Below are 11,619 nucleotides of genomic sequence, written 5' to 3'. Positions count from 1 at the left end.
TTGGAAAGGATGAGTTCGATGAAACATGCCGCTTTGATGTTCCAGTTCCCGGATGAGAATCAGGCTAGATTGGCAGGAGAGACTTTAATGGAACTGGGGTATGAACCGCAGCTTCACGAGGAAGGGCGTCTTCATATTCATGTGCAAGACGAGGATTTAACGTCGGCGCTTGAGATCGTTCAATGTTATGCGGGACAGTTGATGGAGCATGCGCCGGCTGAAGTCGTCGGCGTGACCGATCACGCTTATGGAATGGAAGCTATCCCGATTCCGGCGCATACCGTCAATGAGGATTGGGAAGAAGGGTATCAGGTCGCAAGCTCCGCAACGGACGAGCATGAGAAGAGCTTCTCTCCCGATGACGGTTCATACGACCATTTCCAAGCGACCTGATTAATTTAGCTTAACTTGGATTGAAGCCCATTGAAGCCCTTCTGCCGGAAGGGTTTTTTTGCGTATTTCGCAACTTAAAACTACGATGCTTCGAAAGAGCGCATAAAAAAGCGCTTGCAAAATAATCACTCTCTGTTTATAATGAATCCGAAACGTTTTGGAAGGGTGTCTGCAGATGGCTACCATTAAAGATATTGCTAAAAAAGCGGGTGTATCCGTCACAACGGTTTCCAGAGCACTTAACGGTTACGACGATGTTAACGAGGATACTCGCAAGAAAATCAAACAGGTTGCGTTGGAATTGTCCTATAGTCCTAATGCCGTGGCTAGGAGCTTAGTCTCCAAAAAAACACGTACGATCGGACTTATTATTTCAGATATTAACCGTGCCGGGGCGAAGGACGCGTTCGCATATGAAGTCCTCTGCGGGATTAACGACCGCGCGGGAGATTTAAGCTACGATTTGTTATTATTCAGCACTAATCCGTCCAAGCAGATGGAGAAGTCCTATACGGCGCTTTGCAAGGAAAGGAACGTGGAAGGAGCAATCCTGTCGGGATTGCGTCTTGACGACCCTTATTTGCAGGAGGTCATAGAACAGAATTCGTTTCCTTGCGTATTGATCGACATTCCCAAAACCGGAGAGAACGTTGCCCACGTTACATCCGACAGCCGCGTAGGGGCGACGATGGCCGTCCGACACCTCCTGGAGAACGGACATCGGCATATTGCGATGATCAACGGCCATAATCAGGCTTTCGTCAGCCGGGAACGGTTCGAAGGGTACAAAGAAGCGTTAGAGCAGTACGGATTTTCGGCGGATGAAGAGCTTGCTTACGACGGAAAATTTTCCGAAGACGGCGGAGCGGAAGCCATGTATCAAATCTTAATACGCAATCCCGACGTAACCGCAGTATTTTGCGCGAGTGATTTAATGGCGCTAGGCGCGATGCGTACGCTTGAGCGTATGGGACGTAAAGTGCCGGATGACGTTTCTATTATCGGATTCGACGATATTAGCATTTCCGCCTATTGTTCTCCCAAGCTGACTACGATCAGACAGGATAAATACGAGCTTGGCTATCAGGCTGCCCAACTGTTGATCGACATGCTTGAAAACAGGACCGACAATCGCAAGCTGTTGCTGAACAATCAATTGATCGTCCGAGAAAGCACGCGACGTCTTCAAGAGTAGCACCACTTTTTTTCGATGAATTTCCGAAACGTTTCGGTTCGGATTTTTATTTTGAGAGATTCCGAAACGTTTCGGATAAATAAGATGTTAAAAAAAGCAAACAATAGACAAATACAGTCACAGGATGGGGAAACGACATGAACTTCAGAGTAATCAAAAATAACGACGTTTTTCTAATGACGGATCACCATGGAGACATCCAAGGGAACAGCGCCCAAGGCGGTCTTTACATGAAGGATACCCGCTTTCTTAGCAAGTTGGAGATCACTCTGAACGGCAAACGTCCGCTGCTCCTTTCTTCTGCAGCCGACGAGAACTTCATTGCGCGCATTCGACTCACGAACGAGCATGAAGAAACGGACGGAGAGGTTAAGCTATGGAGGGAATCGGTAGAGTTGATCCGGGAACGCTTCATTTACGGCGAGGTATTGTACGAAACTCTCTCTATGACCAACTATTCCACTAAAGCTCTGAATTTCGACATAGGCGTCTCGTTCGACGCGGATTTCAGCGATATGTTCCTCGTCCGGGGATTTCAACCCGCCGAAGAGCTTGGCAAAGTAACGGAACGGAACGTGAATAAGAAAGAATGGCATGCCGCATATGAAGGCGTTGACGGGATTCGCAGGGAAACGCGCATCGTGTGGGATACGGAAGCGTATTCCATGAGCGAACAAGGGGATGCGAGCTTCGCGGTAAGCTTACAGCCCACGGAAGTGAAGAAGATTACATTTACGGTTATTCCGTCTGTCGAAGGGAAACATCCGGTCATCTTCTCGCGCGAAGAAGCGATTGTCGAGTTGCAGCACGCTTATGAAAGCTGGAGTGAGAACGTCACGAAAGTGCGGAGCGACTCCAAGGTGTTGAACGGGTTGTTCGATCGCGGAGTTCAGGATTTACGGGTGTTGCTCACGGATTTCGGTTACGGGCTGTTCCCTGTGGCGGGGCTCCCTTGGTATGCCGTACCCTTCGGCAGGGATAGTCTGATTGCCGCCTTGCAGATGCTTCCGCTCAACCCAGGCGTTGCCCGCGGCACGCTCGAGATGATGGCCGCTTACCAAGGGACGGACAGCAATCCTTGGAAAGACGAGCAGCCGGGCAAAATTATGCACGAGCTGCGAAATGGGGAATTAGCCCGTTCCGGACAGGTTCCTTTCGCCCCTTATTACGGAAGCATCGATTCCACGCCTTTGTTTATTTTATTGGCAGCAGAATATGCCCACTGGACGGGAGACACGGATACGATCGCCAAGCTCCTGCCTAATATTGAGAAAGCTTTGGAATGGATCAACGGCCACGGCGACCGCGACAAGGATGGCTGGGTCGAATACTACCAGGAATCGTCCAAAGGAATCGCCAACCAAGGGTGGAAAGATTCCGCCGATTCCGTCGTGCATAAGAGCGGAGACTTCGCAGTTGCTCCAATAGCTTTGGTAGAAGTGCAAGGTTACGTGTATCAAGCGAAGCTTCGTCTTGCTCCGATTCTCGAAAGACTGGGTCGCAATGAATTGGGTCAGCAACTGAGAGATGAAGCCGAGCGCCTTAAGCAAGCTTTCGACGGTGCCTTCTGGATGCCGGATGAGAAGTTCTATGCCATTGCGCTAGATGCCAACAAGGATCAAGTTCAATCCGTCACTTCCAATCCCGGTCACTTGCTCATGAGCCTCCTTGTCCCGGAGGACAAAGCGCGGCTTGTGGCGCAAAGACTCGTGGCGGAAGATATGTTCGGAGGATACGGCATTCGCACGATGTCCAGCGGCTCGACCGGTTATAACCCGATGAGTTATCACGATGGAAGCGTCTGGCCGCACGATAACTCCATGACGTTGATCGGGATGAGCAGATTAGGCTTCAAGGAAGAAGCTGCGACCGTCGTTTCCGGAATGTTGAAAGCGGCCGAACACTTCGAGTACAACCGTTTGCCGGAGCTTTACTGCGGTTATGATGAATCCGTAGGCTACCCGGTTTCCTACCCGGTTGCGTGTTCTCCGCAAGCATGGGCTGCCGGAACATCCGTCGTATTAATTCAAGCGATGCTTGGGTTACAGCCCGATGCGTTGACACGGTCGATTCGATTGGATCCGTTCCTGCCGGATGGAATCAATCGCTTGACCGTAACGGATCTACCCGTAGCCGATGGCCGAATTTCGGTTGAACTAAGCCGCGGCCATAGTACGGAGCCGCTTCGGGTAGAAATACTCGACAATAGCAGCGGGTGCTCCATCGAGATCATCGAATAGCCCGCGGCGCGGCTGAAGCAATTTCCGAATTGAGCGGGTAAGTAATCGTTCACTTACTGACCAAATAGCCGGAAGGTACCGCCGGTTCAATCATTGTCAGCATGAGCGATTTCTTACAACCGTTTAATTATAGAAACATATAAAAGGGAGGAAGGATTTAAATGAAACAAAGATTATCTACAATGTTAGTCCTGATGTTGGCTCTCGTAATGGTTGTGTCCGCTTGCGGGAACAATTCCAAGAACGGTGAGAGCGCTTCCCCGTCCTCATCTGCATCGCAAACGCCGGAAGCGGCTAAAGATCCAGTCGAAGTAACGTTAGCTGGCTGGGGTTCTTCTCCTGAAGAGCAAGCGCTGCTGCAACAGGTATTGGACGAGTTCCAAGCGAAAAATCCGGACGTCAAAGTGAAATACGAAGTTATCGCAGACCAATATATGGATGTTATCAAAACCCGTCTAATCGGGAACGAAGCGCCTGATCTCTTTTATTTGGACGCATTCGAAGCTCCCGCTTTGATTGAGAAAGACGTACTGGAACCGTTGGACGGTTACGTAACGCCTGAATTCGACGTAGATGATTTTGAAGCTCCTACTATTAATGCTTTCAAATCCGCGGATGGCAAACTGTACGGCTTGCCGAAAGATACTTCCACGCTGGCTTTGTTCTATAACAAAAAAATGTTCACCGACGCTGGAATCACGACACCTCCGACAACCTGGGATGAGCTAATGTCCGTATCCGAGAAGTTGACCAAAAAGAACGGCAAAAAAGTCGAAGTATACGGTTTGGGCCAAGCACCTGAGCTAGCTCGTCAAATGTTCATGATCAAAGCGTTCGGAGGTAAACTTTCCGATGAGCAAGGCATGGCGGCATTTGCGACTCAGGAAGCGGAGAAAGGATTGTCTCTTGTCATTGATCAGCATACAAAGGCGAATACGGCAGGACAACCTTCCGATGTCGGCGCAGGTTGGGGCGGAGAAATGTTCGGCCAACAAAAAGCGGCAATGGTCATCGAAGGCAACTGGGCGATCCCTTACATTCAGTCCAATTTCAAAGACGTAGATTTCGGAACGGCGGAAGTGCCTACGGTTAATGGGCAAAAAGGAACGATGGCTTTCACGGTCGCCTATGTCATGAACAAAAATTCCAAGCAGAAAGAAGCGGCATGGAAGCTGCTCTCTTACTTGACGGGCAAAGAAGGCATGAAAACTTGGACGAGCAAAGGCTTCGCTCTACCGACGCGTAAATCCGTATCCGCAGAGCTTGGATATGATAAAGACGCGTTGCGCGGCGCACTAGTAGCCGGCTCTTCATACGCGACTCCATGGCAAGCGGGGTCCACGCTGCCGACGATCATGAACAACTTCAACAATCAATTCGTCGCGGCGTATACGGGAGGCTCTTCATTGACTGATGCGCTGAATAAAGCCCAAGAAACCGCTAATAAAGAAATCAAGGCAGCGGAATAATTCATATGGCTTAAGAAGCGAGGGACGTAGGGGCGCTAATGGCGTCCGCGTCCCAAGCTTGTCGCACACGCGTTGGCGTGAAACGAGTGAAGCCGCAGACGAACGCCGCTCACGGCTTTAGTCATTTCACGCCCCAACACGGAAAGGCTGAAAGGAGAGCTTCAACATGGCCAGATTGAAAGGGAAAAACAAAATCAGGGATCTATTGTCGGGGTATTCATTCATGGCTCCCACGATTCTTATTCTCGGCTGTTTTTTACTGTTGCCGATCGGTTACGCGATTTATTTATCTTTCCACAAAGTAAATCTTCTAGGTACGGTAAGCTACAAATTTACCGGAACGGCTAACTTCGAGAGAATGATCGACGACCCGCGTCTATGGATCGCGCTAAGGAATACGGTCAAGTACGCGCTGATCGTCGTCCCGGCCCAGACGATTCTCTCGCTCGTGCTGGCTTCGATCTTGAACATGAAGCTTCGCTACCGCAATTTTTTCAGGGTCGCCTTTTATTTACCTACCGTTACGTCGTCGGCCGTGCTCGTGCTCATTTTCATGTGGATCTACAACAGCAACGGCCTTCTGAACTACTTGCTTGAATCGGTTGGCCTGCCGACATACAACTGGCTAGGAGATCCTTCGGTCGCGCTTTTGGGCATCATGATCATGAATATTTGGTCGACGGCTCCGCTATTCATGGTTATCTATTTGGCCGCTTTGCAGGATATCCCTGAGAACCTGTACGAAGCGGCGGATATCGATGGAGCAAACGGGTGGCAGAAGTTCTGGCGTATTACCGTGCCGCAGCTCAAGCCCGTCACTTTCTACGTTGTCGTCATGGGGATTATCGGAACTTTTCAATTATTCGACCAATCCTATATTTTCTCGGCAGGCTCCGGGGGGCCGAACAATGCGACGCTGACCATGGTGTTGCTCATCTACCAGTATGCCTTCAAGAGCATGGATATGGGGTATGCTTCCGCCCTTGCCTTTTTGCTCGCGGTCGTCATAATGCTCATTACGCTTATCCAGCGCTTAATCTTCAAGGAAGAGCGGCTGAATTAGGAGGGGATAGGAAATGCGTTCGATCAATCGTTTCAGGCCGTTGTTCTATGTCCTGCTGAGCGTCTATGCGCTCATTACGTTTATACCGTTTTTATGGGCGTTGTCCGCTTCGTTCAAGTCATTGCCGGAAATCGTTTCCGGGGGAATACACTTCATACCGAAGCATTTTACGTTAGACAATTATCAAACCATCTTCAAGCAAGAGCCCATGTTTTCCCGCTGGTTTATGAACAGCGCGTTCATTGCCATATCGGTTACGGTATTTAACCTGCTGTTTAATTCCATGGCAGGGTACGCGCTGGCTCGAATCCGTTTTCCGGGCAGCACGCTGATGTTCTACAGTATACTGGCTATGATCATGATTCCAGGCCAGTTGACTATCATTCCGAGTTACCTGATTATCAAGGAGCTTGGCTGGCTAAACAGCTATCAGGCGATTATCGTTCCGATGGCAGCTCAAGCGACTTACATCTTCATGATGCGCCAGTTTTTCATCAATTTCCCCAAAGAGCTTGAAGAAGCTGCGGAGTTGGATGGCTTGGGCAGGTTCAGGCTCTTCTTCAAAGTTGTTCTGCCTCTGGCTAAACCGGCTCTTGCGGCGCAAACGATATTCATCTTCATGGGGGCATGGAACGAGTTCTTGAAGCCGCTCATGCTGATGTCCGATAAGTCGATGTTTACGTTGTCTGTCGGATTGAATACGTTCAAGGGGCAGTATATTAGCTTCTGGAACTACATTATGGCGGCATCGATCATTATGACGATTCCGGCTCTATTGATTTACATTTTCTTTAATCGATTTTTCGTACAAGGAATTACTTTCACCGGCACCAAATAAAAATACGGAACGCGTTAGCAGCAGGATTCCCGCTGATCTATGCGTTCCGTATTTGTTTTACCGGCTAGCGGCATTCGTGCCTGCGGAATATCCCGTAGAGAAAGCAGCCGTAATATTGTAGCCCCCCGTATAGCCATGAATATCGAGAATTTCTCCACAAAAATACAGTCCGCTTACAAGCTTGGACTCCATCGTACGCGGATCGATTTCTTTTAAGTTAATCCCCCCGCCGGTTACGAAAGCATCCTCAATCGACAAGGTTCCGTATACGCGGATCGGGAATCGCTTGATAATTTTGGCTAGTTGCATCCATTCCTGTCTTGGAAGATTGTCATAGGTGAGCGATTCGGACAATCCCGATTGTTGCAACAGAAGCGGGATCATCTTCTCAGGCAAACAAGTTTTAAGAATGTTCTTAATGGCTTTTTTAGGCTCAAGCTCCGTTAACTTCAACGTTCTGGAGTACACTTCGTCCACGCTGTCGGCAGGCATCAAGTCCACGGACACTTCAATGTTGCCTACCTGAAATTGTTTGAGCCCTTTGACGACGAACTGGCTGCAACGAAGGGCGATCGGTCCGGAAAGACCGAAATGGGTGAAAATCATATCTCCCCGATGCTCCACGATCCGCTTGCCCTTCGGATTCCAGACGGACAAGCCGACATCTCTAAGGCTTAGGCCTTGAAGCTCCTTGCTGACAATGAAAGGCTCGTTTGAGGTGAGCGGCACTTCGGTAGGAAACAGCTCGGTAATGGTATGGCCGGCAGCCTCCGCCCAAGCGTAGCCGTCTCCGGTCGATCCGGTATGAGGAACGGATTTGCCTCCCGAGGCGACGATTACGGCAGTGCTGGACAGCTTCTCGCCCGATCGAAGACGCACGCCGGTCGTTCGGCCGTCGGAGAACGTCACCTGATCTACGGGACAATTGACCCGAATCTCCGCGCCTTGCTTGCGAACCTGGGCGATTAACGTGTCGACGACGGTCTTGGCCTTGTCCGTTACGGGGAACATTCTCCCGTTATCTTCTTCCTTCAGCCGAATGCCGAGCTTCTCGAAAAAATCGATAATGTCCCGGTTGTTGAAATTGGCAAAGGAGCTGTAGAGGAAGCGGCCGTTGCCGGGAATATGCTTGATCAGCTCGTCGGTGTCCTTATTATTGGTCACGTTGCAGCGCCCCCCGCCGGAGATGCCGAGCTTGCGTCCCAGCTTGTCTCCCTTATCGAGCAACAGGACGGACGCTCCATGCTTGCTTGCCGCGATAGCGGCCATAAGGCCTGCGGAACCTCCGCCGACCACGATAACATCGTAGTTCATCTCATTTCTCCTGATTAACCAGCATTTCATACTGAGTGTAACACCGGGGCCGACAATCGCCAACCCCGAAAGCCTCGAAGCTCAATTTCCGGGTTTTTCGCTGAATTTAATCGAATTAAATGCCTTATATTGTAACCTATGGTGAGATGTGTTTTAATCTAAGTGATTCCCAAGACAAGCATGCATCTCATTGCTAATGAAGGGTTGAAACCGATCCGTCCATGCGGGAGGTTCGTTGGATGTGGAAAGATTCTTTGCTGCAGATTTTGATTGCCTGCCTGCCGGTTTTCATGTTCCTGGTATGGCACGATAAGCCGGAAAGGACCGGGCGAACGCACCTTTTTGTCGGAATTGGCTGTGGAATTGCGATGCTGCTCAATGTGTATTTCTCCTCGATTATCGACCAGGGCATCCACTTCGATCTGCGTCATGTGCCCTACCTGATCGGCTCTTTGTACGGAGGATTTCCGGTTGCCGTGATCCTGCTGACCGTATTTGTCATCGTTAGGCTGTTCGAGATTACGCAAGATTGGCAATATTACATGCTGGCGGGCTTTATTATCCTCTTCGCACCTGTTCTCTTCTCCAGCATTTCCAGGTTTGCTGGGCATAACCGCAGAGGCAAATTCAAGATTGCGGTCATCCTCTCCCTGCTCATGGGGCTGTCTCACAATGGAGCATACTGGCCCGAAGCAGCAGAGATGGCTCCGGGCGATACGCAGGAATTGATCTGTCTATTGATTCTCTGCTCCTTGATTTCCGTCGGCGTTACGCTACTGTGCATTCACTTCGCGGAGCTGAGCTTCGAACGGATACAGCTGCAGCTGCAGCTTCACGACGTATCGATGAAATACCGCAAGGAGATGCGGCGGCTTCAACAATTTATCGACAACTCCCCTCTTATGGTCGTTTTCTGCGATAGCAAGGGGATGATAACCCACGTCAATGACATGACGTTAACCTTTGTTCTGCCGAAGGGACGCCATGATATCCTTCATCAGCCATTCACCTTGCTGCTGGACAAGATGGGCGTCGCAGCCGAGACGAATTCTCTTGAGCGCGTTCTCCAGGGAGAGGATCGGCTAACGGAGATATTGAGGCTGCACGGCCGCGTGTTCTACACGGTATATTGTTCGCTTAGGGACATGCCTTCCCAAGGCACGGACGGCGTGCTGTTCATCGGGCACGACGTGACCGAACTGCAACGGCTGAAGGACGAGGTTGACCGAATGGAGCGGTTAAGTCTCGTCGGGCAGATGGCGGCCAGCATTACGCATGAGATTCGCAATCCGATGGCGGTGATCAGGGGCTTCATCCAGTTGCTTAACGAACGCAGCCCCTCAGAGCAGCAATCCTATTTTCGCATCGTGTTGGATGAGCTTGACCGCGCCAATTCGATTATCAACGATTTTCTCTCGCTCGCCCAGAATCGCATCGTGGAGAAGGAGCCTTCCGATCTTAATCGGCTGTTGAACGACTTGCTGCCGCTCATCTGGGCGGACGCCAACATGAGGGGGCAAATTGTGGATTTGAGGCTGGATGAAAGCGTGGACCTGATTCCGATGAACAGCAAGGAGATGAAGCAGCTTGTGCTTAATCTGTCTCGCAACGGAATGGAAGCCATGAAGGATAAAGGAGTGCTGCGCCTTGAGACGTTTAATCTTCAGGACGCGGTGCAACTGAGAGTGTCCGATACGGGAACCGGAATACCACAGGAAAAGCTGGAGCGGCTGTTCGAGCCCTTCTTCACGACGAAGACCAACGGGACGGGGTTGGGCTTGGCGCTGTGCTTGAGCATCGTAGAGCGGCACAACGGCAAAATACAGGTGGAGTCGACGGTGGGCAAGGGAACGACCTTTATCGTTTCGTTCGACAAGCCCGGCCTGACAACGGTATAAAGAGATCGCCGCATGATGGGCCTCAGTGCGGATAACTGCGGACAAGTCGGTTACACTACGGGGGAAAGCTCAGACAAGGAGGCCGTGTCCATGGCGAACAACGAGGAATCTTCGAAGACAAGACGCGCTGAAGCCAAGCGCGACAGGCGCAAGTCTGCGTCTCCCCTGTCCCCGGGGTATGACAAGAAGCTCGACGGTCCGAACAGGCCCTCGACATGATGTCCGATGCGGAAAGCGGCAAGGCTCCTTACTTGGGCGTGCAACGGGCCGAAGGACCGGACGATCCTTCGCTTGACCCCTTCGAGCTCGAATTCCGCCCGGAGGATCTTGTCGGACGCGGGCCGAGAGAGTCGTTCGTGAACGATTACGGCGTTGTGATCGGCGACCATGATTACGAATCCGAGCAATCTCCTCTGGAGCAGTGGAGCGCCGAAACGGAACCTTCCGTCATGGCGGGGGAGCAATGGGTGCATCCTTACAAGGATATCGGCTTTCTTACGAGCGAGAACCGCGATCTCTTCGAAAGAGGCATTCCGCTGAGACGTCCGTTCATGCACCCGGCGCATTCCAGCGCTCCTGACCGCTTGCGGGACGAAGAGGACGGCTATCCGGCGCCTGAGGTTCAAGACGAACCGTAGAAGGCGGCGATCCCTATCCGACATGGCGGGGATCGCCGCCGTTTGCTTTGACGAGGCTCGCGAATGCGCGTTATAATGAAGGACAGCGGATGAAGAGAACCGCCATTCCATATTGCGGAAAGCGAGGCGACTTACATGTCGATGTCTTTCGAGAGATATATGCTGGACATGATCCAGCCGATGCGAGACGATTTAACCCGGCTCGGGATTGAAGAATTGAGAACCCCGGAGGAAGTAGAGGCCAAGCTGCCGTCCGCTTCCGGCACGACGCTGATCGTCGTGAATTCCGTCTGCGGCTGCGCTGCGGGACAATGCCGCCCGGGAGTAGCCGAAGCTCTCGGCCATGACGCTCTTCCGGATCACCTGTATACGGTATTCGCCGGTCAGGATAAGGAAGCAACCGCCAAGGCGCGGGAATATTTCCTGCCTTATCCGCCATCTTCTCCATCTATCGCGCTTATGAAAGACGGAGAACTTGTGCACTTTATCGAGAGGCACCAGATTGAGAATCGCAGCGCGGGAGACATTGCAGCGGATTTGACGGACGCCTTTGACCGTTATTGCCGGTAAT

At 51.2% G+C, this 11,619-nt stretch carries 11 protein-coding genes; 10 read left to right on the top strand and 1 reads right to left on the bottom strand.

What is annotated here, in order from left to right; genetic code table 11:
- The first annotated feature begins 18 nt into the window (after nt 1–18).
- The 6 genes from ACFO1S_RS06460 (at nt 19) to ACFO1S_RS06435 (ending at nt 7,198) form a co-directional block, all read left to right on the top strand.
- A complete protein-coding gene (locus ACFO1S_RS06460; protein ID WP_204605385.1) occupies nt 19–393 on the top strand; it encodes a hypothetical protein in 375 nt (124 codons plus the stop codon).
- 175 nt (nt 394–568) lie between these two features.
- Nucleotides 569–1,588 carry a LacI family DNA-binding transcriptional regulator gene (locus ACFO1S_RS06455; RefSeq protein ID WP_204605386.1) on the top strand — a complete coding sequence of 340 codons (1,020 nt, stop codon included), beginning with the start codon at nt 569–571 and terminating at the stop codon, nt 1,586–1,588.
- Nucleotides 1,589–1,725: 137 nt separating this feature from the next.
- A complete protein-coding gene (locus ACFO1S_RS06450; protein ID WP_204605387.1) occupies nt 1,726–3,828 on the top strand; it encodes an amylo-alpha-1,6-glucosidase in 2,103 nt (700 codons plus the stop codon).
- A gap of 161 nt (nt 3,829–3,989) precedes the next feature.
- Nucleotides 3,990–5,297 (top strand): ABC transporter substrate-binding protein, encoded by a 1,308-nt coding sequence (locus ACFO1S_RS06445; protein ID WP_204605388.1) that lies wholly within the window; start codon nt 3,990–3,992, stop codon nt 5,295–5,297.
- A gap of 166 nt (nt 5,298–5,463) precedes the next feature.
- Nucleotides 5,464–6,360 carry a carbohydrate ABC transporter permease gene (locus tag ACFO1S_RS06440; protein WP_204605389.1) on the top strand — a complete coding sequence of 299 codons (897 nt, stop codon included), beginning with the start codon at nt 5,464–5,466 and terminating at the stop codon, nt 6,358–6,360.
- Between the two features lie 13 nt (nt 6,361–6,373).
- Nucleotides 6,374–7,198: a carbohydrate ABC transporter permease gene (locus ACFO1S_RS06435; RefSeq protein WP_204605390.1), complete on the top strand. Its 825-nt coding sequence runs from the start codon at nt 6,374–6,376 to the stop codon at nt 7,196–7,198.
- Nucleotides 7,199–7,255: 57 nt separating this feature from the next.
- On the opposite strand, the gene ACFO1S_RS06430 is transcribed toward ACFO1S_RS06435, so the two are convergent.
- Nucleotides 7,256–8,512, bottom strand: a complete 1,257-nt coding sequence (locus ACFO1S_RS06430; protein WP_204605391.1) for a BaiN/RdsA family NAD(P)/FAD-dependent oxidoreductase — start codon at nt 8,510–8,512, stop codon at nt 7,256–7,258.
- Between the two features lie 239 nt (nt 8,513–8,751).
- Here ACFO1S_RS06430 and ACFO1S_RS06425 point away from each other — a divergent pair, with 239 nt between their 5' ends.
- The 4 genes from ACFO1S_RS06425 (at nt 8,752) to ACFO1S_RS06410 (ending at nt 11,618) form a co-directional block, all read left to right on the top strand.
- Nucleotides 8,752–10,410, top strand: a complete 1,659-nt coding sequence (locus tag ACFO1S_RS06425; RefSeq protein ID WP_204605392.1) for an ATP-binding protein — start codon at nt 8,752–8,754, stop codon at nt 10,408–10,410.
- Between the two features lie 90 nt (nt 10,411–10,500).
- On the top strand, nt 10,501–10,629 hold the full coding sequence (locus ACFO1S_RS06420) for a hypothetical protein (RefSeq protein WP_378126442.1): 129 nt from the start codon (nt 10,501–10,503) through the stop codon (nt 10,627–10,629).
- Nucleotides 10,626–11,048 (top strand): DUF3905 domain-containing protein, encoded by a 423-nt coding sequence (locus tag ACFO1S_RS06415; protein WP_204605393.1) that lies wholly within the window; start codon nt 10,626–10,628, stop codon nt 11,046–11,048. The genes ACFO1S_RS06420 and ACFO1S_RS06415 overlap by 4 nt, the downstream gene beginning before the upstream one ends.
- Nucleotides 11,049–11,183: 135 nt before the next feature.
- Nucleotides 11,184–11,618, top strand: coding sequence for a BrxA/BrxB family bacilliredoxin (locus ACFO1S_RS06410; RefSeq protein WP_204605394.1), 435 nt, complete (start codon nt 11,184–11,186; stop codon nt 11,616–11,618).
- Nucleotide 11,619: the final 1 nt, after the last annotated feature.

Origin of the sequence: Cohnella boryungensis (assembly GCF_042651945.1) — a bacterium.
In the GTDB taxonomy this organism is placed as follows: Bacteria; Bacillota; Bacilli; order Paenibacillales; family Paenibacillaceae; genus Cohnella; species Cohnella boryungensis.
This window is presented reverse-complemented; position numbering and strand designations above follow the sequence as displayed.

Excerpts from the sequence above, each read along its gene's own strand:
- ACFO1S_RS06460 (WP_204605385.1), top strand. The coding sequence starts at position 19 with ATGAAACATGCCGCTTTGATGTTCCAGTTCCCGGATGAGAATCAGGCT.
- ACFO1S_RS06425 (WP_204605392.1), top strand. The coding sequence starts at position 8,752 with ATGTGGAAAGATTCTTTGCTGCAGATTTTGATTGCCTGCCTGCCGGTT.
- ACFO1S_RS06435 (WP_204605390.1), top strand. The coding sequence starts at position 6,374 with ATGCGTTCGATCAATCGTTTCAGGCCGTTGTTCTATGTCCTGCTGAGC.
- ACFO1S_RS06450 (WP_204605387.1), top strand. The coding sequence starts at position 1,726 with ATGAACTTCAGAGTAATCAAAAATAACGACGTTTTTCTAATGACGGAT.
- ACFO1S_RS06445 (WP_204605388.1), top strand. The coding sequence starts at position 3,990 with ATGAAACAAAGATTATCTACAATGTTAGTCCTGATGTTGGCTCTCGTA.
- ACFO1S_RS06415 (WP_204605393.1), top strand. The coding sequence starts at position 10,626 with ATGATGTCCGATGCGGAAAGCGGCAAGGCTCCTTACTTGGGCGTGCAA.
- ACFO1S_RS06420 (WP_378126442.1), top strand. The coding sequence starts at position 10,501 with ATGGCGAACAACGAGGAATCTTCGAAGACAAGACGCGCTGAAGCCAAG.
- ACFO1S_RS06410 (WP_204605394.1), top strand. The coding sequence starts at position 11,184 with ATGTCGATGTCTTTCGAGAGATATATGCTGGACATGATCCAGCCGATG.
- ACFO1S_RS06430 (WP_204605391.1), bottom strand. The coding sequence starts at position 8,512 with ATGAACTACGATGTTATCGTGGTCGGCGGAGGTTCCGCAGGCCTTATG.
- ACFO1S_RS06440 (WP_204605389.1), top strand. The coding sequence starts at position 5,464 with ATGGCCAGATTGAAAGGGAAAAACAAAATCAGGGATCTATTGTCGGGG.
- ACFO1S_RS06455 (WP_204605386.1), top strand. The coding sequence starts at position 569 with ATGGCTACCATTAAAGATATTGCTAAAAAAGCGGGTGTATCCGTCACA.